The following is a 24,434-nucleotide window of genomic DNA, read 5'->3' on the forward strand; positions in this document are numbered from 1 at the left end:
CGATGACGACACCTGTACTCGAAGCCCGTGACGTCACCATGCGCTTCGGCGGCCTCACCGCCGTACGCTCCGTCGACTTCACCGTCGACAGCGGCGAGATCGTCGGCCTCATCGGACCCAACGGAGCCGGCAAAACCACCTTCTTCAACTGCCTCACCGGCCTCTACGTACCCACCGAAGGAACCGTCACCTACAAAGGAACCGTCCTCCCACCCAAACCCCACCTCGTCACCCAGGCCGGAATCGCCCGCACCTTCCAGAACATCCGGCTCTTCGCCAACATGACCGTCCTGGAAAACGTCCTCATCGGCCGACACACCCGCACCAAAGAAGGCCTCTGGTCCGCACTCCTCCGCGGCCCCGGATTCAAAAAAGCCGAAAAGGCGAGCGAAGAACGAGCCATGGAACTCCTCGAGTTCATCGGCCTCGCCCACAAACGCGACCACCTAGCCCGCAACCTCCCCTACGGCGAACAACGCAAACTCGAAATCGCCCGCGCCCTCGCCAGCGAACCCGGCCTCCTCCTCCTCGACGAGCCCACCGCCGGCATGAACCCCCAGGAAACCCGCACCACCGAAGAACTCGTATTCGCCATCCGCGACCAAGGCATCGCCGTCCTCGTCATCGAGCACGACATGCGGTTCATCTTCAACCTCTGCGACCGCGTCGCCGTCCTCGTCCAAGGCGAAAAACTCATCGAAGGCACCTCCGACGTCGTCCAGGCCGACGAACGCGTCGTCGCCGCCTACCTCGGCGAACCCTTCGAAGGCGCCCCCGGCGAAGCCGAAGCCGCGGAAGTCGAAGCGGCCGAGGCCGAGGCCGCCGAAGCGGCCGGAACAACCGCCGACACACCCCCCACCACGGAAGCGGACGCGAACACGGCGAACAGCACCAAGGGAGAAGCCCAGTGACCGCACTCCTCGAGGTCGAGGACCTCAGGGTCGCCTACGGCAAGATCGAAGCCGTCAAAGGCATCTCCTTCAGCGTCGAAGCAGGCCAGGTCGTCACCCTCATCGGCACCAACGGCGCCGGCAAGACCACCACCCTGCGCACCCTCTCCGGCCTCCTCAAACCCACCGCCGGAAAAATCACCTTCGACGGCAAACCCCTCACCGGCGTCCCCGCACACAAGATCGTCGCCCTCGGACTCGCCCACTCCCCCGAAGGCCGCCACATCTTCCCCCGCCTCAGCATCGCCGAAAACCTCCAGCTCGGCGCCTTCCTCCGCAAAGACAAAGAAGGCATCGAAAAAGACATCCAGCGCGCCTACGACCTCTTCCCCATCCTCGGCGAACGCCGCAAACAAGCCGCCGGCACCCTCTCCGGCGGCGAACAGCAAATGCTCGCCATGGGCCGCGCCCTCATGTCCCAGCCCAAACTCCTCATGCTCGACGAACCCTCCATGGGCCTCTCCCCCATCATGATGCAGAAGATCATGTCCACCATCGTCGAGCTGAAATCCCAGGGCACCACCATCCTCCTCGTCGAACAGAACGCCCAAGCCGCGCTCTCCCTCGCCGACCAAGGACACGTCATGGAAGTCGGCAACATCGTCCTCTCCGGCACCGGACAGGACCTCCTCCACGACGAATCCGTCCGCAAGGCCTACCTCGGCGAGGACTGAACCACCCACCACATGCAACAGAGGCCCGCACCCCCTCAGGGATGCGGGCCTCGCCCTACGTACGCGCCCGGCTACCGGACGCCGGTCAGTCCTGCTCGGACATCCCCGGCTTCCCGCCCTTCGCCGCCTTCTTCTCCGCACTGTCCTGGATGACCGCCTCCGCCACCTGCTGCATCGACATCCGGCGATCCATCGACGTCTTCTGGATCCAGCGGAACGCCGCCGGCTCCGACAACCCGTACTCCGTCTGCAACACAGACTTCGCCCGGTCCACCAGCTTCCGCGTCTCCAACCGCTGCGAGAGGTCCGCGACCTCCTTCTCCAGCTCCTTCAGCTCCGTGAACCGCGACACCGCCATCTCGATCGCCGGAACCACGTCACTCTTACTGAACGGCTTCACCAGATAAGCCATCGCACCAGCGTCCCGCGCCCGCTCCACCAAGTCCCGCTGCGAGAACGCCGTCAGCATCAGCACCGGCGCGATACTCTCCTCGGCGATCTTCTCCGCCGCCGAGATACCGTCCAGCTTCGGCATCTTCACATCGAGGATCACCAGATCGGGCCGGTGCTCACGGGCCAGCTCCACCGCCCGCTCACCGTCCCCGGCCTCACCTACGACGCTGTAGCCCTCCTCCTCCAGCATCTCCTTCAGATCGAGACGGATCAGCGCCTCGTCCTCGGCGATGACGACACGGGTCGTCAGCGGCGGGACGTGCGACTTGTCGTCGTCGGCGGCGTCAACGGGCTGGGGCGACTCGGGGGCGGTCACGGGGGCACTCCTTGTTCCGGGGGAGGCAGATACTGCTCCCAAGAGCGTACCTAGCTGCGGTAAGGTGGTCAGGCAGCGGGTCGGGGGTTACCTTAGATTCGTTGGGCCCCGGTAGCCCAATTGGCAGCAGGCGATGGATTCAAAACCCATACAGTGTCGGTTCGAGTCCGACCCGGGGCACTTTTCCTTGGTTTCCAAGGTCATGCTTCGCAAGCGGATGTCCACGTTCTCGTGAACATCCGCTTTTTGCTGCGTGGCGTCACGATCACACCCCGAGAGTGTTCATATGTACGACCTCGGCACACGCAAGCACGCCCTCGCACTGGTCGCCCAGGGCCGCAGTCTGAACTCCGTCAGCAAGCAGACCGGCGTCTCCCGCGCCGCGATCCGCTCCTGGCACAGCCGTCTCGAGCCACTGCCCCGCATGTCCCGCACGGACCCGGGACCGCCTGCGGACGAGGTGGCGTACGCCTATCTACTGGGCCTCTATCTCGGCGACGGATGTCTCAGTCGACACCCCCGAGCCGGCTACTACCTCCGGATCGCGTGCGCCGATGCTTGGCCCGGGCTTCTGCAGGAGTGCCGGGAAGCGATCACGGCGGTGCGGCCCGGCGTCGGCGTGTACTCAGTGCAGAAACAGGGGTGCACCATGGTCACCAGCTACTCCCGGCACTGGCCCGGCCTCTTCCCGCAGCACGGGCCCGGCAGGAAGCACGAACGCCGCATCACGCTCGAACCCTGGCAGCAGGAGATCGTCGACGCGCACCCCTGGGAGTTCGTCCGGGGCCTCATCCACTCGGACGGCTGCCGTATCACCAACTGGACGACTCGCACGGTCGGCGGCGAACGCAAGCGCTACGAATACCCCCGGTACTTCTTCACCAACCTGTCAGCGGATATTGCCCGGCTCTACACCGACACCCTTGACCGGATCGGCGTCGCTTGGAAGGCCAACGGACACAACATCTCCGTCGCCCGCAAAGCCTCCGTAGCCCTCATGGACGCCCACGTCGGCCCCAAGTACTGACCGCCCCCCTCCCCTACCGGGGCCGGTCGTCCTCGCCGATGTGGTGGACCCGGACCAGGTTCGTCGAGCCCGACACGCCGGGCGGGGAGCCCGCCGTGATGACGACCACGTCGCCCTTCTCGCAGCGGCCGTACTTCAGGAGGAGTTCGTCGACCTGTTCGACCATCGCGTCGGTCGACTCCACGTGCGGGCCCAGGAACGTTTCGACGCCCCAGGTGGCGCTGAGCTGGGAGCGGGTGGCCGGTTCGGGGGTGAAGGCCAGCAGGGGGATGGGTGAGCGGTAGCGGGAGAGGCGGCGGGCGGTGTCGCCCGACTGGGTGAAGGCGACGAGGAACTTCGCGCCGAGGAAGTCACCGATCTCCGCTGCCGCGCGGGCGACGGCGCCGCCCTGGGTGCGGGGTTTGTTGTGGTCGGTGAGAGGCGGCAGCCCCTTGGCGAGGATGTCTTCCTCGGCGGCGGTGATGATCTTGGCCATGGTACGGACGGTGGCGACGGGATGTTTGCCGACGCTGGTCTCGCCGGAGAGCATCACGGCGTCGGTGCCGTCGATGACGGCGTTGGCGACGTCGCTCGCCTCGGCTCGGGTGGGGCGGGAGTGGTCGATCATGGAGTCGAGCATCTGGGTGGCGACGATCACCGGTTTGGCGTTGCGCTTGGCGAGTTTGACGGCGCGCTTCTGGACGATGGGGACCTGTTCGAGGGGCATTTCGACGCCGAGGTCGCCGCGGGCGACCATGATGCCGTCGAAGGCGTCGATGATCTCGCCGACGGCCTCGACCGCCTGTGGTTTCTCGATCTTGGCGATGACGGGGAGGCGGCGGCCTTCGTCGTCCATGATGCGGTGGACGTCGAGGATGTCTCGTCCGCTGCGCACGAACGAGAGTGCGATGACGTCGAAGCCGGTGCGCAGGGCCCAGCGGAGGTCGTCCTCGTCCTTCTTGGAGAGGGCGGGGACGGAGACGGCGACTCCGGGGAGGTTGAGGCCCTTGTGGTCGGAGACGATGCCGCCTTCGGTGACCTCGGTGTGGACGCGGGGGCCGTCGATGGCGGTGACCTGGAGGGCTACCTTGCCGTCGTCGACGAGGATGCGTTCGCCGGGGGTGAGGTCGTCGGCGAGGCCGGCGTGGGTGGTGCCGCACTGGTGGCGGTCGCCTTCGATGCCTTCTTCGACGGTGATGGTGAAGGTGTCGCCGCGTTCGAGGAGTACGGGTCCTTCGCGGAAGCGGCCGAGGCGGATCTTCGGGCCTTGAAGGTCGGCGAGGAGGCCGATGCTGCGGCCGGTTTCGTCGGCGGCCTCGCGGACGTGCCGGTAGCGCTCTTCGTGTTCGGCGTGCTCGCCGTGGCTGAGATTGAAGCGGGCTACGTCCATTCCGGCGTCGACCAGGGCTTTGATCTGGTCGTACGTGTCGGTGGCGGGCCCCAGGGTGCAGACGATCTTCGCTCGGCGCATGGTGTGAGCCTAGGCCTTACCGGTCGGTAGGGGTTTGGTGTGACGTGACTGCTCAACGACCTTTGGATGAAGGGATGTTGACAAGTGTTGAAGTGGGCGGGGTGGTGCTCCTCCGAGCGTTCGGCGGGGGTCCGTGGTGGGCTGTGGTCGGTCGGTCCGGTGGCTGACGTGTTTACAGTTTGGGCGGTTTCATGGTGAATCGCGCGTTGAGTTGCGCATGGACGTACTGGCGCTGGGGTTCGAGGTCGAGGGGGGCTGCCTCGTCGGCGGCGCCGGGGGCCGCCCCGTAGGCGGCTGTCCTGCGGGCGCCTGGGAGGTGCGGCGGGAAGGAGGCGACGCCCTCGGCGCCGATGTCGGCGATCTCGACGAGTGCCGCCAGGCCGGTGCCGAGTGCTTCGGCGTACTCCTTGGCGCGCTGGACGGCGGCGCGGACGGCCTGCTGGCGGGCCTGGCGGTGGGCGGGTGAGTCGGGGCGCAGTGCCCACCAGGGGCCGTCCACTCGGGTGAGGTCCAAGTCGGCCAGTCGGGTGGTGAGTTCGCCGAGGGCGGTGAAGTCGGTGAGTTCGGCGGTGAGGTGGACGGTGCCGTGGTAGGTGCGGATGCGTTCGTTGCGGCCGTGGCGGGTGAGTTCGGGGGTGATGGAGAAGGCGCCGGTTTCCAGGTGTTCGACGGCGGGGCCGTAGGACTTGACGATGTCGAGGGCGGTGGTGTTGCGGCGGGTGAGGTCGTCGAGGGCGGTGCGGCGGTCCTTGCCGCGGGCGGTGACGGTGATGGTGATGCGGGCGATCTCGGGGTCGACTTCGAGGTGGGCTTCGCCGCGGACGGCGATGCGGGGGGCGTCGGGGGTTCCGTAGGGGGCGGCGGGGTGGGGTTCTTCGGGGGTGGGAGAGGTCATGTGTTCCACTGTGTCATTCGCCGGCGGGGGCGGGTGCGGGGTGTCGGTCATCAGATCGCAACCTGCGGGGGCTGTTGCGGTTCGGTATGTCCCGGCCAGAATCTACGCGCGTCCATCTACGCGCGTCGTCGCTCGTTCGCGGGCCGGTCGTACGCAAGCCGTTCCTTCGCAAGGAGAGCCAGACATGGGGTTGAACCGCCGGAAGTTCCTGGAGAAGTCCGCCGCGACGGGGGCGGGGGTGGCGCTGACGGGTGCGGCGGCGGCTCCGGCGGCGCAGGCCGCGACTCCCGCGCACGGCCACGGGCACGGGCCGGACCGGCACGCGAAGCGGTACTCGCTGACCGTGATGGGCACGACGGACCTGCATGGGCACGTGTTCAACTGGGATTATTTCAAGGACGCCCAGTACGCGGACGCGGCGGGCAACGCGCAGGGTCTGGCGCGTATCTCGACGCTGGTGGACCAGGTGCGCGAGGAGAAGGGGCGGCACAACACGCTGCTCATCGACGCGGGTGACACGATCCAGGGCACTCCGCTGACGTATTACTACGCGAAGGTGGACCCGATCACCGCGAAGGGTGGTCCGGTGCACCCGATGGCGCAGGCGATGAACGCGATCGGGTACGACGCGGCGGCGCTGGGCAATCACGAGTTCAACTACGGTATCGAGACGCTGCGGAAGTTCGAGCAGCAGTGCGACTTCCCGTTGCTGGGTGCGAACGCGCTGGACGCGAAGACGCAGCGGCCGGCTTTCGCGCCGTACGTGATGAAGAAGTTCCATGTGCACGGCGCGCCGCCGGTGAAGGTGGCGGTGCTGGGGTTGACCAATCCTGGTATCGCGATCTGGGACAAGGCGTATGTGCAGGGGAAGTTGTCGTTCCCGGGTCTTGAGGAGCAGGCGGCGAAGTGGGTGCCGAAGCTGCGTTCGATGGGGGCGGACGTGGTGATCGTGTCGGCGCACTCGGGTACGTCGGGCCAGTCGTCGTACGGTGACCAGTTGCCGTATGTGGAGGACGCGGCGGCGAACGTGGCGCGGCAGGTGCCGGGTATCGACGCGATCCTGGTGGGGCACGCGCATCTGGAGATTCCGGAGCTGAAGGTCGTCAACGAGGAGTCCGGCAGGACGGTGGTGTTGTCGGAGCCGTTGTGCTTCGCGGAGCGGTTGACGCTGTTCGATATCGAGCTGGTGTTCTCCCGGGGTCGGTGGGAGGTGGAGTCGGTCGCGGCGTCGCTGCGCAACTCGAACACGGTTGCGGACGATCCGAGGATCAGCAAGCTGCTGACCGACGAGCACGAGAAGGTCGTGGGGTACGTGAACCAGGTCGTCGGGCGGGCGACCGAGACCTTGACGACGGTGGAGGCCCGGTACAAGGACGCGCCGATCATCGACCTGATCACGAAGGTGCAGGAGGATGTGGTGAGGACGGCGCTGGCGGGTACGGCGTACGCCGCGCTGCCGGTGATCGCGCAGGCGTCGCCGTTCTCGCGGACCTCGGAGATCCGTGCGGGGGACGTGACGATCCGGGATCTGTCGGGCCTGTACGTGTACGACAACACGTTGGTGGCGAAGCTGATGACGGGGGCCCAGGTGCGGGCGTACCTGGAGTATTCGGCGGGGTACTACGTGCAGACGGCGGCGGGTGCGGCCGTGGACGTGGAGAAGCTGACGAACGCGGGTGGCCGTCCGGACTACAACTACGACTACGTGTCGGGGCTGGCGTATGACATCGACGTCGCGCAGCCGGCCGGTTCGCGGATCAGGAACCTGACGTACGGCGGTGCGGCGCTGGATGACGGGCAGCAGTTCGTGCTGGCGGTGAACAACTACCGTGCGAACGGGGGTGGGGCGTTCCCGCATGTGGCGTCGGCGAAGGAGTTGTGGTCGGAGTCGACGGAGATCCGGACCCGGATCGCGGAGTGGGTGACGGCGAAGGGTGTGCTGGACCCGAAGGACTTCGCGTCGGTGGACTGGAAGCTGACGCGTGAGGGTACGCCGGTGTTCTGACGGTCCGGTGGTGTGGGGCGGCCTCAGGTTCCGTCCGCCAGGGGGATGAGTGTTTTGATCTGGCGTACGGGTGGGATCTGGGGCCGCTGCTGTTGCAGTCCGAAGGTGGTGAAGGCGGTGCGGGTGGGCAGCGGGTAGGTGGTTTTGGCGGTGACGGCGTTGAGGATGGTGGCGCTGCGCCAGGCGGCGAGGCCGAGGTCGGGGGTGCCGACGCCGTGGGTGTGGTGTTCGGCGTTCTGGACGTAGATGTGGCAGCCGGTGGCGGTGACGGCGGGGTCGAGGGCGAGGCGGTAGTGCTCGTCGATGCGGGGACGTTGGCTGTGGTCGCGGTGGATGTGGGGGTCGAGGGCGGCCAGGAGGGGGGTGAGGGGGCGGGGCCGGTGGCCGGTGGCGAGGACGACGGCGTCGGTGGTGAGGCTGCTGCGGGTGCCTTGCTGGGTGTGTTCGAGGTGGAGTTCGATCTTGTTGCCGGCGATGCGGCCGGCGGTGCGGACGCGGACGCCGGGGGTGAGGACGGTGTCGGGCCAGCCGCCGTCGAGGGTGCGGCGGTACAGCTGGTCGTGGATGGCGGCGAGGGTGTCGGCGTCGACGGCTTTGTGGAGTTGCCATTGTGCGGGGACGAGGCGGTCGCGGACGGGTTCGGGCAGGGCGTGGAAGTAGTGGGTGTAGTCGGGGGTGAAGTGTTCCAGGCCGAGCTTGGAGTACTCCATGGGGGCGAAGGCTTCGGTGCGGCCGATCCAGTGGAGTTGTTCGCGGCCGGTGGGGCGGGCGCGGAGCAGGTCGAGGAAGACTTCGGCGCCTGACTGGCCCGAGCCGACGACGGTGACGTGGCCGGCGGCGAGGAGTGCGTCGCGGTGGTCGAGGTAGTCGTTGGCGTGGACGACGAGGGTGCCGGGGGTGCCGGCGAGGGGCCGCAGCGGTTCGGGGACGTGGGGTTCGGTGCCGATGCCGAGGACGATGTTGCGGGTGTAGGTGCGGCCGAGGGCCTCGGCTTCGCCGTCGGTGTCGAGCTGGGTGAAGTCCACTTCGAACAGGGCGTGTTCGGGGTTCCAGCGGACGGCGTCGACCTGGTGGCCGTAGTGGAGGGCGGGGAGGTTGCCGGAGACCCACCGGCAGTAGGCGTCGTATTCGGCGCGCTGGATGTGGAGGTGTTCGGCGAAGTAGAAGGGGAAGAGCCGTTCGCGGGATCTGAGGTAGTTGAGGAAGGTCCAGTGGCTGGTGGGGTCGGCGAGGGTGACGAGGTCGGCGAGGAAGGGGACCTGAACGCGGGCGCCGTCGATGAGCAGGCCGGGGTGCCAGTGGAAGTGGGGGCGCTGTTCGTAGAAGGCGGTGGACAGGCCTGTGAGGGGGTGGGCGAGGGCGGCGAGGGAGAGGTTGAACGGGCCGATGCCGATGCCGACCAGGTCGCGGGGGGTGGAGGGGGTGTGGGGGAGGGTGCTCGGCGAGGTGTGCGGGTGGCTGGTCGGGGGGTGGCTCATCGGGGGGCGGTTCCTTCCACCAGTTCGAGGAGGGCGGCCAGGTCGTCGGGCCGGGTGTGGGGGTTGAGAAGGGTGGCTTTGAGCCAGAGCCGGTCGTCGAGGCGGGCGCGGCCGAGGACGGCCCGGCCGTCGGTGAGCAGGCGGCGGCGTACGGCGGCCACGGCGTCGTCGGTGGCGTGGGCGGGGCGGAAGAGGACCGTGCTGAGGGTGGGGCGGTCGTGGAGTTCGAGGCCTGGGTGGTCGTCGATCAGGTCGGCGAACATGTGCGCGAGGGCGCAGACGTGGTCGACGAGGGCGCCGAGGCCGGTGCGTCCGAGGGTCTTGAGGGTGACGGCGATCTTGAGGATGTCCGGGCGGCGGGTGGTGCGCAGGGAGCGGCCGAGGAGGTCGGGGAGGCCGGCTTCGGTGTCGTCGTCGGCGTTGAGGTAGTCGGCGCGCTGGTGCAGGACGTCGAGGTCGGCGGGGTGGCGGACGGCGAGCAGCCCGGCGGCGACGGGCTGCCAGCCCAGTTTGTGCAGGTCGAGGGTGACGGTGTGGGCGGCTTGCAGGCCGGTGAGGCGGTCGCGGTGGCGGTCGCTGAACAGGAGGGCGCCGCCGTGCGCGGCGTCGATGTGCAGGCGGGCGCCGTGGGCGGCGCAGAGGGCGGCGATCTCGGGGAGCGGGTCGATGAGGCCGGCGTCGGTGGTTCCCGCTGTGGCGGCCACGAGCAGGGGGCTGCGGGGGGCGCCGAGGTCGGTGAGGGCCGCGTGGAGGGCGGCGGGGTCGAGGGTGCCGGAGGGGGCGGGGACGAGGACGGGTTCGGGCAGGCCGAGCAGCCAGGCGGCGCGGGGCAGGGAGTGGTGGGCGTTGGCGCCGCAGATCAGGCGGACGCCGCCGGGGCGGGTCTCGCGGGCGAGGAGGAGGGCGAGGTGGTTGGACTCGGTGCCGCCGGTGGTGACGACGGCGTCGGCCAGCCCCGCCTGCCGGGCGAGGGCGTGGGTGACGAGGCTTTCGAGCGCGGAGGCGGCGGGGGCCTGGTCCCAGGAGTCGAGTGAGGGGTTGAGCGCGCTGACGGCGAGGTCGGCGGCGGTGGCGACGGCGAGGGGCGGGCAGTGCAGGTGGGCGGCGCAGAGCGGGTCGGCGGGGTCGGCGGCGCCTTCGGCGAGGGCGTGCACGAGGACGCGTAGGGCGTCGGGGTCTCCGTGGTCGGGCAGGATCTCGCCGGCGGCGTCGCGGATCCTGGCGGTGACTGCGTCGGGACCGCCCGCGGGCAGCGGCCCGCCGCGAGCACGCCGGCCGCTGTCGAGCGCCGTGAGCACGGTGTCGAGCAACGGCCGCAGGGCGCCGGGGCCTTCGGGGCCGGAGGCGAGCGGGGGCGGTGCGGGCGGGTGCGGAGTACCCATGGACTGTCCTCCGGAGAGCGCGGGGCAGGGCTCCCGGTTTGTCCGTCTGGAGTCCCGGGTGCCCGGAAAGTCCAACGACCGGGACCAGCGAGTGGTATTGCGGAACGGGAAGCTCGCGGGGCCCGGTCGGCGGGCGCTCGACCGGCGCGGACGAGCGCCGGGCCGGCCGGGACCGGGGTGAATCGGGGGGGCCGGGTTCGGGCACCCGGCCGAGCCGTGGGCGCCGGGCGGCGGGTGCGGACACCCGGTCGGCGGGCGCTCGACCGGCGCGGACGAGCGCCGGGCCGGCCGGGACCGGGGTGAATCGGGGGGGGGCCGGGTTCGGGCACCCGGCCGAGCCGTGGGCGCCGGGCGGCGGGTGCGGACACCCGGCCGAGTCGTGACCGCGGGGGCCCGCCCCGGCGCTGCGCGCTGCCGCATGGATGCGCGACCTTCTTCGGCTGCGGGGGCTGCCCGGGGCGGGGCCCGGCGGAGGGCCGCTCACTGCCGTAGGGGGCCCCGGTGGCCGGGCGTCGGGTGGTCCAGGGGGTTGGGCCCTCCCCCGCGACCCGCCCGCGGAGCGGCGGTGGGGGCGGGGGCGGGTGCCCGGCCGATCCGGGGGCGTCGGGCGGTCGCCCCGGCGCCGCGCGCTGCCGCGTGCGTGCGACATGCGGCTGCGGGTGGGCTGCCCAGGGGCCGGTCCCGGCTGCAGAGGTTCAAGCAGCCGGCCCGGGCAGGGCGCAGCGGGAGGGGGGCGTACGGGCCCGGTGGCCGGTCGTTCAGGTCGTACGGGCGCCGAGGGCCGGGCGCCGGGCCGTACTCCGGATGCGGCACGCCTCCCCCGCGACCGGGCCCCGGACATCGCCGCCGGTCAGGTCGCCGTTCCCCGACGGCCGGGCGCCGGTCCTGGCCGGGGGTGGGGCTCGCTCGGCGGACCGGCCGCGTCCCGGCCGGCCGGCGCTGCCCGCTGTCGAACGCGCGTGGCTGTCCCGTCGGGGCGGGCGCGGAGCCCCGCAGGGGCCAGGGCGAGGCTCAGTGGTGGGTCCTCGTAAGGCCGGGTGCTTACCGGCCGCTCCTGTGGGGGTGCGCCCGCCCCGCAGCCGAGTCCAAGGGGGTCGGGCGGTGCGTCTCGGCCGTAAGGCCGGGTGCTTACCCGCCGCTCCTGTGGGGGTGCGCCCGCCCCGCGGCCGAGTCCGGGGGGTGTCGGGCGGTGTGTCTCGGCGGTGGGCGGGTGGCTCGGCTGCGGGGCGGTCCGGGGGTGGTTCAGGGGCGGAAGGCGGATGTGTGGTCCTCGGCCCACTGGGCGAAGGTGCGGGCGGGGGTGCCGGTGACCTTCTCCACGGTGTCGGTGATCTCGGGGGTGGCGCCGACGGAGGCGCGGAAGGCGTTCAGCAGGCCTTGGAGCATGTGCGGGGGTACGTGCGGGAAGAGTTCGGGGCCCGCCTCCTCGGGGGGTACTTCGGTGAAGGTCAGCTCGCGGCCGAGGGCGCGGCCGATCGCGGCGACCTGGTCGGCGTTGCTGATGGCCTCGGGCCCGGAGAGGCGGTGGACGGCACCCTCGTGGCCGTCGTCGAGGAGGGCGCGTTCGGCGACGGCGGCGATGTCGTCCTCGTGGATGGGCGCGCTCATGCCGTCCGCGAAGACTCCGCGGACGGTGTCCCCGGCGCGGATCTGCCCGGCCCACTGGAAGGCGTTGGTGGCGAAGGCGCCCGGGCGCAGGGACGTCCACTCCAGGCCGCTGTCGCGGATCGCCCGTTCGGGGCCGGCGTGCATGACGTGGATGGGGTGGGTCTCGTCGGCGCCCTCGGTGACGATGGCGGAGGAGAGCAGGACGACGTGCCGGACGCCCGCTTTCCGCGCCGCCGCCAGGAACTCGGCGGTCCGGTCGCCGGCCGCCTGGACGTAGAGGAAGAGCTTGGTGGCCCCGGTGAACAGGGCGGCCGGGTCGTCCGGCTGGAACCGGACCACCTCGGCGGTTTCGGGCAGGCCGGCCCGCTGCGGGTCGCGGGTCAGCGCCCGTACGGGCCGGCCGGCGGCGGTGAGGCGTTCGACGAGGGCACGGCCGACGTTGCCGGTGGCGCCGGTGACTACGATCACGGTTTCCTCCGTGGTTCGGGCGGTCCAGGGCGAATCCCGGGCGGTCCCGGGCTGATCGTCCTTCCGGTGTCCGAGCCTAGGGAGGACGATCAGCCCGCGTCATCGTCGTCAGGGACCAGGTGTGTCGTACGTCTCCGGTCGTACGCCCCCAGCGCCTCGGCCTGTGACCGCGCCTGTGACCGCGCCTGTGTCTGTGCCTACGGCTGCGCCTGTTCCTGTGCCTGTGATTCCTGCGGCTCCTGCGCTCGCCTCGTCTCCTGCGTCTCGCGGACGCGCAGTGCCCGGGCCAGGTCGTCGAGCTGGTCGGCGAGCCTGCGGCGCAGGGAGGGGATCGGGTCGCCGTCGCTCAGACAGCTCTCGCCCAGGCGGAGGGTGTCCGCGTCGACGGCGTGCGCGGGGAAGGCCCAGCGGCCGGCGGCGTCGGCGATGGCGGGGCCGCGGCGGGTGGCGACGGCGACGGCTTCCTCGTAGTAGCGCGGTACGTACGCGCGTACGAGGTCGGCCTGTTCGGGCTGCCAGAAGCCCCGGGCGGTGGCCGTGAACAGGTAGTTGGACAGGTCGTCGGAGGCGAACATCGCGTCCCAGGCGGCGCGCTTGGCGTCCGGGTCGGGCAGGGCGGCGCGGCAGCGGGCGGCGCCTTCCCGGCCGCTGGCGGACGGGTCGCGGTCCAGTTCGGCGGCGATGGCGGTCTCGTCGGTGGCGCCGAGGACGGCGAGCCGGGCGAGGATGCGCCAGCGCAGTTCGGGGTCGAGTTCGGGACCGCCGGGGACGGTGCCGTCGGCGAGCCAGGCGGCGATGGTGTCGGGGTGGGCGGCGACGTCGATGAAGTGGCGTACGGCGATGAGGCGCAGCCCGGGGTTGTCACCGTCCTCGGTGCGGCGGATGAGGTCGCGGCACAGGCCGGTGAGGGTGGCGAGCGCGGCGGGCCGCCGGTCGGGGGTGAGGTAGCGGTCGGCGATGTGGACGCGGGCGAAGGCGAGGACGGCTTCGGCGAGGGCGAGGTCGCTCTCGTGGGGCAGGTGGGTGCGCGCGGTGTCCAGGTAGGTGTCGGCGGGGAGTTCGCCGTCGCGGACGGCGTCGCGCAGGGCGTTCCAGACGACGGTGCGGGTCAGCGGGTCGGGCAGCCCGGACAGGCCTTCGCGGACGGCGCGGAAGGACTCGTCGTCGAAGCGGATCTTGGCGTAGGTGAGGTCGCCGTCGTTGAGGACGAGCAGGGCGGGGCGTTTGCCGATGGGGTGGGGGCCGGTGTGCGGGACGTCGAGGGGGAGGCGGGTGCGCAGGGTGAGGCGTCCCTCGTCCGTGAGGTCCTGGTCGTAGAGGCCGACGGCGATGTGGTGGGGGCGGCTGCCGTGGTGGTCGACGGTGAGGGCGCAGGTGCCGTCGGCGGTGGGGGCGACGCGGGGGGTGAGGGTGTCGACGCCGGTGGTGCGCAGCCAGGACTGGGCCCAGGCGTGGACGTCGCGGTCGGTGGCAAAGGCGAGGGAGTCGATGAAGTCGGCGAGGGTGGCGTTGCCGAACCGGTGGCGTTCGAAGTGGGTGTTGATGCCGGCGAGGAAGTCCTTCTCGCCGAGCCAGGCGACGAGCTGGCGCAGGGCGGAGGCGCCCTTGGCGTAGGAGATGCCGTCGAAGTTGAGGAGGGCGGAGGCGGTGTCGTCGACGGCTTCGGGGGCTACGGGGTGGGTGGAGGGGCGCTGGTCGGCGTCGTAGCCCCAGGACTTGCGGGAGAGCCCGAACTCGGTCCAGGTGTCGGTGAAGCGGGTGGCTTCGGCGGTGGTCTGGTAGCCCATGTACTCGGCGAAGGACTCGTTGAGCCAGATGTCGTCCCACCACTTGAGGGTGACGAGGTCGCCGAACCACATGTGGGCCATCTCGTGGGCGATGACCATGGCGCGGGTCTGCCGTTCGGTGTCGGTGACGGCGGAGCGGTAGACGAACTCGTCGCGGAAGGTGACGAGTCCGGGGTTCTCCATGGCGCCCGCGTTGAACTCGGGGACGAAGGCCTGGTCGTAGGAGTCGAAGGGGTAGGGCTCGTCGAACTTCTCGTGGTAGCGGTCGAAGCAGGCGCGGGTGACGTCGAGGATCTCGTCGGCGTCGGCGTCGAGGTGGGGGGCGAGCGAGCGGCGGCAGTGGATGCCGAAGGGCAGGCCGCGGTGTTCGGTGCGCACGGAGTGCCACGGGCCGGCGGCGACGGCGACGAGGTAGGTGGAGATGGGTGGGGTGGTGGCGGCTTTCCACGTGCCGCCGCCGGTGTGTTCGGTGATGCCGTTGGCGAGGACGGTCCAGCCGTCGGGGGCGGTGACGGTGAGGTCGAAGACGGCTTTGAGGTCGGGCTGGTCGAAGGCGGCGAAGACGCGCTGGACGTCTTCCATGAACAGCTGGGTGTAGACGTAGGTCTCGCCGTCGGAGGGGTCGGTGAAGCGGTGCATGCCCTCGCCGGTGCGGGAGTAGCGCATCAGCGCGTCGATGCGCAGCTCGTGTTCGCCGGGGGTGAGGTTCTTCAGGGGCAGGCGGTTGCCGGTGAGCGCGGCGGGGTCGAGGGGCTGTCCGTCGAGGGTGGCGGAGCGCAGTTCGGCGGGCTTGAGCTCGACGAAGGTGTCCGTGCCGTCCTGGCCGGTGCGTACGGTGAACCGGATCTCGGTGCGGGAGTCGAAGGTGTCCTCCCCGCCGGTCAGGTCGAGGCCGACGGTGTAGCGGTGGACGTCGAGGAGCTGGGCACGGGTCTGCGCTTCGTCGCGCGTGAGTACGGACATGCAGGCCATGCTGCCTGATGCCGGGGGCGGGGCACGAGGGGGTTCGGGGGGCGGCTTCGCCGGGATGCGCCGCCCGCGCGCCCGTGGGGTCGGCGCGCGGCGGGGCGCACGGGACTTCGGTCAGTTCGTCGCGGCGGGCTGGTCGCCAGCGGAGTCCTCCGCGATGCGTTCGTGGTGGCGGATCACTTCGGCGATGATGAAGTTGAGGAACTTCTCGGCGAAGGCGGGGTCGAGTTTGGCGTCCTCGGCGAGGCCGCGCAGGCGGGCGATCTGGCGGGCTTCGCGGGCCGGGTCGGCGGGCGGCAGCTGGTGGGCGGCCTTGAGGTGGCCGACCTGCTGGGTGGCCTTGAAACGTTCGGCGAGCATGTGGACGACGGCCGCGTCGATGTTGTCGATGCTGTCGCGCAGCCGTGCGAGTTCCTTGCGGACGGCGGGGTCGACGTCACCGTTGCCGGTGCTGCTGGTGGTCATGGGCGTCAACCCTACGGGGTGTGCGCCGTCGTGATCGGGGGTGTCCGATGGGCGGGCCGGACCCCGCCGGGCCCGCATCCCCGCGCCCCTCATCCCCGCATCCCCGCGCCCCTCTTCCCCGCATCCCCGCGCCCCCTCACCCCTCACCCCTCACCCCTCGCCCCCTCGCCCCCTCGCCCCCTCGCCCCCGGCACGATCCGCCGGGCAGGTCCTAGAGTGGGAAGGGGCTCAGGGCGTCTTTGGGGGTGCGGACGTGGCGGACGGCGGACCGGTCGAGCACGGCTTCCCTCATCTGGAGACGGTGCGTGCCGCGATCACGGCGCTGTACCGGCGGCTGTCGCATGACACGGTCCGCACGTTCGCGACGAGTGTGGCGCCGGTGGACGTGGCGTTCTGCGACAGCGACGACCTGCATCTGGGGGCGCAGCGGGTGGCCCGCGAGATGGTGCGGCACTACGGGCTGCCGGACGCCCGGCTGATCGTCAGCTTCCGGGAGATGACGCATGCGGCGAACGTGGAGCTGACGGCGGGTCCCGAGTACTTCGTCGAGCTGAACGACCGGTTCCGTACGCATCGCCGGGACATCGGGGCGGCGCTGGCGCACGAGGTGATGCACGTCTATCTGCACCGTCTGGACCTGTCCTTCCCGGGGACGCGGGACAACGAGATCCTCACGGACACGGCGGCGACGTATCTGGGCGCGGGCTGGCTGCTGCTGGACGCGTTCCGGGAGGACGGCGCGTCCTCGCAGAAGCTCGGCTATCTCACGCCGGAGGAGTTCGGTTACGTGCTGGCCAAGCGGGCGCTGGTGTTCGGCGAGGATCCCTCGACGTGGTTCACCAGTGCGCAGGCCTACGAGGCGTACGGGAAGGGGATGGCGCGGGCCCGGGGTGACGGGCGGCAGCCGCCGCTGACGGCCGCGGGCTGGGCGGGCCGGCGCCGCTACGCCCGGGACCGGCGGCACGCCCAGGAGTACGGCCGGACGCCGCCGGACCCGCCGGCAGCCGCGTACTCCTTCACGGCGGGCGGTCCGGAGGCGGGCGGTCCTCAGGTGCTGCGGGTGTCGTTCCCGTGCCCGACCTGCCATCAGCGGATCAGGGTGCCGGTGCGGGGCAGGGTGCGGGCGCGGTGCGGGTTGTGCCGGACGGTGCTGGAGTGCGACACCTGAGGTTCCCGGGGGCTCAGGTGACGATGCCCTGGGCGCGGGCCGCCGCCAGCCACAGGGGGAACTCGGCGAGGAGGCTGTCGTACAGCCGCGCGTCGGTCAGGCGCCGCGGGTCGCGGCCGGCGGGGAAGAAGCCCGCGTTGTCGACGACCCTTTTGCCGGGCACGGCCAGTTCGTCGAGCCTGCGCAGGAAGTCGAACTGGTGGCTGCGGGCGTTGCCGAAGCCGATGAACTGCCAGAAGAGCGGGAGTTTCGCGGCCTTGCACAGGTGGCGTTCGGCGGCGGCCTTGCTGGTGGGGGCGCCGTCGGTCTGGAAGATGACCAGGGCCGGGTCGGTGGCGCCGCAGTCGAGGTAGTGGTCGATCACGGCGTCCATGGCGACCTCGTAGTGGGTGCGGCCCATGTGGCCGAGGCCCGCGGCGATGCGCCGGATGCTGCCTTCGTGCTCGTCGAGGGAGATCTCCCTGACGGCGTCGACGCCGGTGGAGAAGAAGATCACGGGGACGCGTCCGTCGTCGTCCAGGTGTGCGGAGAGCGACAGCACCCGGTCGGCGAGCGCCTGCACGCTGCCGTTCTTGTAGTACGGGCTCATGGAGCCGGAGCGGTCGAGTACGAGGTACACGGCGGCCCGCTGTTCGTCGAGCCCGTGCTCGACGAGTGAGGCCCCGGCGCTCTTGTAGAGGCTGACCAGCGCGGGCGCGGTCTCCTCCACCTTGCTCAGACTGATCGCGGCCATGTCGCCGGCTCCTCCCCTGTCGTCCCAGGGTGGGGGACGCGGGGGCGGGGCGGATGGTTTCCGACGGCGGACGGTTTCGGGACATGCGACGGCGCCTGCCCTGTTGTCCGGTCGGGGACGGGCGGGCAGGCGCCGGCACGGGGGGTCTGGGGGGAGGTCCCCCCAGATGACCCGCCCGTACGCCGTTGTACGGGACGTCTTTGGTGGCCGCTGGTCAGACGGTCAGCGCGCGGTCCGTCGGGCGGATCGGGGCCGGCAGGTCGCTGGCCCCGGTCAGGTACCGGTCGGCACCGCGGGCGGCCGAGCGGCCCTCGGCGATCGCCCACACGATGAGCGACTGGCCGCGGCCCGCGTCACCGGCGACGAACACTCCGGGCACGTTGGTCTGGAAGTCGGCGTCGCGGGCGATGTTACCGCGTTCGTCGAGTTCCAGGCCGAACTGCTCGACCAGGCCGTTGGCGCGGTCGGTGCCGGTGAAGCCCATGGCGAGGGTGACCAGCTGGGCCGGGATCTTCCGCTCGGTGCCCGGCTTCTGGTTCAGCTTGCCGTCGGCGAACTCGACCTCGGCCAGGTGCAGCCACTGTACGTTGCCGTCCTCGTCGCCCTCGAAGTGGGTCGTGGAGGCGGCGTAGATCCGCTCGCCGCCCTCCTCGTGGGCCGAGGTGACCTTGTAGAGGACGGGGAAGGTCGGCCAGGGCTGGCCGGTCGGGTGCCGCTCGTCGTTCGGGCGGGGCATGATCTCCAGCTGGGTGACGGAGGCCGCGCCCTGCCGGTGGGCGGTGCCCACGCAGTCGGCGCCGGTGTCGCCGCCGCCGATGACGACGACGTGCTTGCCCGCGGCCGAGATCGGCGCGGTGACGTAGTCGCCCTCCTGCACCTTGTTGGACAGCGGCAGGTACTCCATGGCCTGGTGGATGCCGTCGAGTTCGCGGCCGGGCACGGGCAGGTCACGGGCGGTGGTCGCGCCGGCGGCGATGACGACCGCGTCGTAGCGCTTCCTCAGGTCCGTGGCCAGGATGTCGCGGCCGACCTCGACGCCGGTGCGGAAGCGGGTGCCTTCCGCGCGCATCTGCTCGATGCGGCGGTTGATGTGCCGCTTCTCCATCTTGAACTCGGGGATGCCGTACCGCAGGAGGCCTCCGATGCGGTCCGCGCGCTCGTAGACGGCGACGGTGTGGCCGGCCCGGGTGAGCTGCTGGGCGGCGGCGAGGCCGGCCGGGCCCGAGCCGATGACGGCGACGGTCTTGCCGGACAGGCGCTCGGGGATCTGCGGGGCGACGTCCCCGGTCTCCCACGCCTTGTCGATGATGGAGACCTCGACGTTCTTGATGGTGACCGGCTGCTGGTTGATGCCGAGCACGCACGCCGACTCGCACGGGGCGGGGCACAGGCGGCCGGTGAACTCCGGGAAGTTGTTCGTGGCGTGCAGGCGCTCGGAGGCGGCGGCCCAGTCCTCGCGGTAGGCGTAGTCGTTCCACTCGGGGATGAGGTTCCCGAGCGGACAGCCGTTGTGGCAGAACGGGATGCCGCAGTCCATGCACCGGCTGGCCTGCTTGCTGATGATCGGCAGCAGGGAGCCGGGGACGTAGACCTCGTTCCAGTCCTTGACGCGCTCTTCGACCGGGCGGGAGGTGGCGACCTCGCGGCCGTGGTTCAGAAAGCCCTTCGGGTCAGCCATTGATCGCCGCCTCCATCATCTTCTCGTTGATCTCGGTCTCGGTCAGACCGGCTCGCTCGGCGGCGTCCTTGGCGGCGAGCACTGCCTTGTACGTACGGGGGATGATCTTGCCGAAGCGGGCGGCTGAGGCCGGCCAGTCGGCGAGCAGCTTCCGGGCGACCGTGGAGCCGGTCTCCTCGGCATGGCGGCGCACCACGTCGTGCAGCCACTGCTGGTCCGTCTCGTCCAGTGCCTCGACGGCGTCGAGGTTCCCGGCGTTGACGTGGTCGCGGTCCAGGTCGATGACGTAGGCGATGCCGCCGGACATGCCGGCCGCGAAGTTGCGGCCGATCTCGCCGAGGACGACCGCGTGGCCGCCGGTCATGTACTCGCAGCCGTGGTCGCCCACGCCCTCGGAGACGACCAGGGCGCCGGAGTTGCGGACGCAGAACCGTTCGCCGGTGCGGCCGCGCAGGAACATCTCGCCGCCGGTGGCGCCGTAGGCGAGGGTGTTGCCCGCGATGACGCTGTACTCGGCGAGGTGGTCGGCGGCGCGGTCGGGGCGGACGACGATCCGGCCGCCGGACAGGCCCTTGCCGACGTAGTCGTTGGCATCGCCCTCCAGGCGCAGCGTGATGCCGCGCGGGACGAAGGCGCCGAAGGACTGGCCCGCGGAGCCGGTGAAGGTGATGTCGATGGTGTCGTCGGGCAGGCCCGCGCCGCCGAACTTCTTCGTCACCTCGTGGCCGAGCATGGTGCCGACCGTGCGGTTGATGTTGCGGATGGCGACCTGGGCGCGCACCGGCTGGGCCTCGGTGGCGTCGGGGGCGGCGAGGGCGTCGGCGGCAAGCTTGATCAGCTCGTTGTCGAGCGCCTTCTCCAGGCCGTGGTCCTGGGCGATCACCTGGTGGCGTACGGCCCCTTCGGGCAGCTCGGGCACGTGGAACAGCGGCTCCAGGTCGAGGCCCTGGGCCTTCCAGTGGTCGACGGCGCGGGTGATGTCGAGGATCTCGGCGTGGCCGACGGCCTCCTCGATGGAGCGGAAGCCGAGTTCGGCCAGGAGTTCGCGGACCTCCTCGGCGATGAACCTGAAGAAGTTCACCACGTACTCGGCCTTGCCGGCGAAGCGGTCGCGCAGCACCGGGTTCTGGGTGGCGATGCCGACGGGGCAGGTGTCCAGGTGGCAGACGCGCATCATGACGCAGCCGGAGACGACGAGCGGGGCGGTCGCGAAACCGAACTCCTCGGCGCCGAGCAGCGCGGCGATGACGACGTCGCGGCCGGTCTTGAGCTGGCCGTCGGTCTGTACGACGATCCGGTCGCGCAGGCCGTTGAGCAGCAGGGTCTGCTGGGTCTCGGCCAGGCCCAGTTCCCAGGGTCCGCCCGCGTGCTTGAGGGAGGTCAGCGGGGAGGCGCCCGTGCCGCCGTCGTGGCCGGAGATGAGCACGACGTCCGCGTGGGCCTTGGACACGCCGGCCGCGACCGTGCCGACGCCGACCTCGGAGACCAGCTTCACGTGGATGCGGGCGGCCGGGTTGGCGTTCTTGAGGTCGTGGATCAGCTGGGCGAGGTCCTCGATGGAGTAGATGTCGTGGTGCGGCGGCGGGGAGATCAGGCCGACGCCCGGCGTCGAGTGCCGGGTCCTCGCGACCCACGGGTAGACCTTGTGGCCGGGCAGCTGGCCGCCCTCGCCGGGCTTGGCGCCCTGGGCCATCTTGATCTGGATGTCGTCGGAGTTGACCAGGTATTCGCTGGTCACGCCGAAGCGGCCGGAGGCGACCTGCTTGATCGCGGAGCGGCGCGCCGGGTCGTACAGGCGGTCCGGGTCCTCGCCGCCCTCACCGGTGTTGGACTTGCCGCCCAGCTGGTTCATGGCGATGGCGAGGGTCTCGTGCGCCTCCTTGGAGATGGAGCCGTACGACATGGCGCCGGTGGAGAAGCGCTTGACGATCTCGGAGACCGGCTCGACCTCGTCGACGGGGATCGGCTGCCGGTCGGAGGTGCCGTCCTTGTTCGTCTTCAGGGCGAACAGGCCGCGCAGCGTCATGAGCCGCTCGGACTGCTCGTTCACGCGGTCGGTGTACTTCTTGAAGATGTCGTAGCGGCCCGAGCGCGTGGAGTGCTGGAGGCGGAAGACGGTCTCGGGGTCGAACAGGTGCGGTTCGCCCTCGCGGCGCCACTGGTACTCGCCGCCGATCTCGAGCGCGCGGTGCGCCGGGGCGATGCCGGAGGCCGGGTAGGCCTTGGCGTGGCGGGCGGCGACCTCCTGGGCGACGACGTCGAGGCCGACGCCGCCGATCTTGGTGGTGGTGCCGTCGAAGTACTTCTCCACGAAGGCGTCGTCCAGGCCGACGGCCTCGAAGACCTGGGCGCCGCGGTAGGAGGCGACGGTGGAGATGCCCATCTTGGACATGACCTTCAGGACGCCCTTGCCGAGGGCGTAGATGAGGTTGCGGATGGCCTTCTCGGCCTCGATGCCCGGCAGGAAGGTACCCGCGCGGACGAGGTCCTCGACGGACTCCATCGCCAGGTACGGGTTGACGGCGGCGGCGCCGTAGCCGATGAGCAGGGCGACGTGGTGGACCTCGCGGACGTCGCCGGCCTCGACCAGCAGGCCCACGTGGGTGCGCTGCTTGGTGCGGATGAGGTGGTGGTGGACGGCCGCGGTGAGCAGCAGCGAGGGGATCGGCGCGTGCTCGGCGTCGGAGTGGCGGTCCGAGAGGACGATCAGGCGGGCGCCGTTGTCGATGGCGGCGTCGGCCTCGGCGCAGATCTCGTCGATCCGTGCGGCCAGCGCCTGGCCGCCGCCGGAGACCCGGTACAGGCCGGAGAGGGTGGCGGCCTTGAAGCCGGGCATGTCGCCGTCGGCGTTGATGTGGATGAGCTTGGCCAGCTCGTCGTTGTCGATCACCGGGAAGGGCAGGACGACGCTGCGGCAGGAGGCGGCGGTGGGCTCCAGGAGGTTGCCCTGCGGGCCGAGCGAGGAGCGCAGCGAGGTGACCAGTTCCTCGCGGATGGCGTCCAGCGGCGGGTTGGTGACCTGCGCGAACAGCTGGGTGAAGTAGTCGAAGAGCAGGCGCGGGCGCTCGGAGAGGGCCGCGATGGGCGAGTCGGTGCCCATGGAGCCGATCGGCTCGGCGGCGGACTTGGCCATCGGGGCGAGGATGACGCGCAGCTCTTCCTCGGTGTAGCCGAAGGTCTGCTGGCGGCGGGTGACCGAGGCGTGGGTGTGGACGATGTGCTCGCGCTCGGGCAGGTCGCTCAGCTCGATCTCGCCGGCCTCCAGCCATTCGGCGTACGGCTGCTCCTGGGCGAGCGTCCGCTTGATCTCGTCGTCCTCGATGATGCGGTGCTGCGCGGTGTCGACGAGGAACATGCGGCCGGGCTGCAGGCGGCCCTTGCGGACGACCCTGGCGGGGTCGATGTCGAGGACGCCGACCTCGGAGCCGAGGACGACGAGGCCGTCGTCGGTGACCCAGTAGCGGCCGGGGCGCAGGCCGTTGCGGTCGAGGACGGCGCCGACCTGGGTGCCGTCGGTGAAGGTGACGCAGGCCGGGCCGTCCCAGGGCTCCATCATCATGGAGTGGTACTCGTAGAAGGCGCGGCGGGCCGTGTCCTTGATGTTCATGGATTCGTGGTTCTCCCACGCCTCCGGGATCATCATCAGCACGGAGTGCGGCAGCGAACGCCCGCCGAGGTGCAGCAGCTCCAGGACCTCGTCGAAGGAGGCGGAGTCGGAGGCGTCCGGGGTGCAGACGGGGAAGATCCGCTCCAGGTTCCCGTCGCCGCCGAACAGCTGCGAGGCGAGCTGGGACTCGCGGGCGCGCATCCAGTTGCGGTTGCCCTTGACGGTGTTGATCTCGCCGTTGTGGGCGACGAACCGGTAGGGGTGGGCGAGCGGCCAGCTCGGGAAGGTGTTGGTGGAGAACCGGGAGTGCACGAGCGCGATCGCGGACGCGAAGCGGCGGTCGGACAGGTCCGGGAAGAAGGGCTCCAGCTGGCCGGTGGTCAGCATGCCCTTGTAGACGATCGTGCGCGCGGACAGCGAGGGGAAGTAGACGCCGGCCTCGCGTTCGGCGCGCTTGCGCAGCACGAACGCCTTGCGGTCCAGGGCGATGCCCTCGCTCGCGCCGTCGCCGACGAACAGCTGGCGGAAGGCGGGCATGGTGGAGCGGGCGGTGGCGCCGAGGAGGCCGGGGGCGACGGGGACCTCGCGCCAGCCGAGGACGGTGAGGCCCTCCTCGGCGGCGATCGTCTCGATGTGTGAGATCGCGTCGGCGGCGTCGTCCTCGGGCAGGAAGGCGATGCCGACGGCGTAGGAGCCGGCGGCGGGCAGTTCGAATCCGGCCACCTCGCGCAGGAACGCGTCGGGCACCTGGGAGAGGATGCCGGCGCCGTCCCCCGAGTCGGGCTCGGAACCGGTGGCGCCGCGGTGCTCCAGGTTGCGCAGAACCGTGAGCGCCTGCTCGACCAGCGCATGGCTCGCCTCGCCGGTGAGGGTGGCCACGAATCCGACGCCGCAGGCGTCGTGCTCGTTGCGGGGGTCGTACATACCCTGCGCAGCAGGGCGAGCATCCATGAACGACCAGTTCTGGCCATTCGCGGAGTGCTGGGACGGCTGGCGCGGCGTACGCATCGGCTCTCCCGTCGTCGTCATCTGGCATGTGCTGGTGCCGAGGGACGACGTTGGCCCTCTGCGTGAAGTGCGAAATTTGGTGCAGGTTACATGATGGGGCGGATCTCGGGAACCGGATACTCCGTTCCAGCATGCGGACACCGCGGGGTCGGCGGCGGGGTTTCCGCGCCCGGCGGCGGAGGTCTGTCGTGGAGGTCTGTCGTGGGGGCCGGCGCGGGCGGGGATCGTTCGGATCCCTGGTCCTCGGCCGGGCCCGGAAGGCGGGGTGGGCGGCGTCGCCACTCGCCCCAGGGGGTGCACTGCGGGCCTCTTT

Annotated in this window: 16 protein-coding genes and 1 tRNA gene; 6 read left to right on the plus strand and 11 right to left on the minus strand. The window is 70.8% G+C overall.

Going from position 1 to position 24,434, the window contains the following annotated elements; all coding sequences use genetic code 11:
• Positions 1–2 precede the first annotated feature (2 nt).
• Positions 3–911, plus strand: a complete 909-nt coding sequence (locus AB0G56_RS03210; RefSeq protein ID WP_360962784.1) for an ABC transporter ATP-binding protein — start codon at positions 3–5, stop codon at positions 909–911.
• On the plus strand, positions 908–1,624 hold the full coding sequence (locus AB0G56_RS03215) for an ABC transporter ATP-binding protein (RefSeq protein ID WP_360962787.1): 717 nt from the start codon (positions 908–910) through the stop codon (positions 1,622–1,624). The genes AB0G56_RS03210 and AB0G56_RS03215 overlap by 4 nt, the downstream gene beginning before the upstream one ends.
• An 85-nt stretch (positions 1,625–1,709) precedes the next feature.
• Here AB0G56_RS03215 and AB0G56_RS03220 read toward each other — a convergent pair whose 3' ends face one another.
• A complete protein-coding gene (locus AB0G56_RS03220; protein WP_360962790.1) occupies positions 1,710–2,393 on the minus strand; it encodes a response regulator in 684 nt (227 codons plus the stop codon).
• 105 nt (positions 2,394–2,498) lie between these two features.
• Here AB0G56_RS03220 and AB0G56_RS03225 point away from each other — a divergent pair.
• Together AB0G56_RS03225 and AB0G56_RS03230 are read left to right on the plus strand one after the other, a co-directional pair.
• Positions 2,499–2,573: transfer RNA gene (locus tag AB0G56_RS03225), tRNA-Leu, on the plus strand.
• 106 nt (positions 2,574–2,679) lie between these two features.
• A complete protein-coding gene (locus AB0G56_RS03230; protein ID WP_360962793.1) occupies positions 2,680–3,420 on the plus strand; it encodes a helix-turn-helix domain-containing protein in 741 nt (246 codons plus the stop codon).
• A 13-nt stretch (positions 3,421–3,433) separates the two neighbouring features.
• Here AB0G56_RS03230 and pyk read toward each other — a convergent pair whose 3' ends face one another.
• Both pyk and AB0G56_RS03240 read right to left on the minus strand, forming a co-directional pair.
• Positions 3,434–4,870, minus strand: coding sequence for a pyruvate kinase (pyk, locus tag AB0G56_RS03235; protein ID WP_360962796.1), 1,437 nt, complete (start codon positions 4,868–4,870; stop codon positions 3,434–3,436).
• Positions 4,871–5,042: 172 nt separating this feature from the next.
• Entirely contained in the window at positions 5,043–5,765 is a 723-nt protein-coding gene (locus tag AB0G56_RS03240; protein ID WP_360962799.1) for an SIMPL domain-containing protein, read from the minus strand.
• Positions 5,766–5,949: 184 nt separating this feature from the next.
• Between AB0G56_RS03240 and AB0G56_RS03245 the strand changes: the two genes are divergently transcribed.
• A complete protein-coding gene (locus tag AB0G56_RS03245; protein WP_360963300.1) occupies positions 5,950–7,770 on the plus strand; it encodes a 5'-nucleotidase C-terminal domain-containing protein in 1,821 nt (606 codons plus the stop codon).
• A 23-nt stretch (positions 7,771–7,793) separates the two neighbouring features.
• Here the strand turns inward: AB0G56_RS03245 and AB0G56_RS03250 are convergent, their stop codons facing one another.
• The 5 genes from AB0G56_RS03250 to AB0G56_RS03270 all read right to left on the minus strand — a co-directional run bounded on the left by AB0G56_RS03250 (position 7,794) and on the right by AB0G56_RS03270 (position 15,927).
• A complete protein-coding gene (locus AB0G56_RS03250; RefSeq protein ID WP_360962802.1) occupies positions 7,794–9,248 on the minus strand; it encodes a SidA/IucD/PvdA family monooxygenase in 1,455 nt (484 codons plus the stop codon).
• Positions 9,245–10,630, minus strand: coding sequence for an aminotransferase class V-fold PLP-dependent enzyme (locus tag AB0G56_RS03255; RefSeq protein ID WP_360962805.1), 1,386 nt, complete (start codon positions 10,628–10,630; stop codon positions 9,245–9,247). Before AB0G56_RS03255 ends, AB0G56_RS03250 begins: the two co-directional genes overlap by 4 nt.
• Before the next feature lie 1,242 nt (positions 10,631–11,872).
• Entirely contained in the window at positions 11,873–12,706 is an 834-nt protein-coding gene (locus tag AB0G56_RS03260) for an NAD(P)H-binding protein (RefSeq protein WP_360962808.1), read from the minus strand.
• A gap of 197 nt (positions 12,707–12,903) precedes the next feature.
• Positions 12,904–15,456: an aminopeptidase N gene (gene pepN, locus AB0G56_RS03265; protein WP_360962811.1), complete on the minus strand. Its 2,553-nt coding sequence runs from the start codon at positions 15,454–15,456 to the stop codon at positions 12,904–12,906.
• A 120-nt stretch (positions 15,457–15,576) separates the two neighbouring features.
• On the minus strand, positions 15,577–15,927 hold the full coding sequence (locus AB0G56_RS03270) for a chorismate mutase (protein WP_360962813.1): 351 nt from the start codon (positions 15,925–15,927) through the stop codon (positions 15,577–15,579).
• Between the two features lie 253 nt (positions 15,928–16,180).
• Here AB0G56_RS03270 and AB0G56_RS03275 point away from each other — a divergent pair, with 253 nt between their 5' ends.
• Positions 16,181–17,095, plus strand: coding sequence for a hypothetical protein (locus AB0G56_RS03275; protein WP_360962816.1), 915 nt, complete (start codon positions 16,181–16,183; stop codon positions 17,093–17,095).
• A gap of 13 nt (positions 17,096–17,108) precedes the next feature.
• On the opposite strand, the gene AB0G56_RS03280 is transcribed toward AB0G56_RS03275, so the two are convergent.
• The 3 genes from AB0G56_RS03280 to gltB form a co-directional block, all read right to left on the minus strand.
• On the minus strand, positions 17,109–17,828 hold the full coding sequence (locus AB0G56_RS03280; protein WP_360962819.1) for a VWA domain-containing protein: 720 nt from the start codon (positions 17,826–17,828) through the stop codon (positions 17,109–17,111).
• 214 nt (positions 17,829–18,042) lie between these two features.
• Complete coding sequence (locus tag AB0G56_RS03285) at positions 18,043–19,506, minus strand: glutamate synthase subunit beta (protein ID WP_360962822.1); 1,464 nt, start codon at positions 19,504–19,506, stop codon at positions 18,043–18,045.
• Positions 19,499–24,037, minus strand: coding sequence for a glutamate synthase large subunit (gltB, locus tag AB0G56_RS03290; RefSeq protein WP_360963302.1), 4,539 nt, complete (start codon positions 24,035–24,037; stop codon positions 19,499–19,501). Before gltB ends, AB0G56_RS03285 begins: the two co-directional genes overlap by 8 nt.
• Positions 24,038–24,434: the final 397 nt, after the last annotated feature.

Source organism: Streptomyces sp. NPDC021356, assembly GCF_040641015.1.
In the GTDB taxonomy this organism is placed as follows: domain Bacteria; phylum Actinomycetota; class Actinomycetes; order Streptomycetales; family Streptomycetaceae; genus Streptomyces.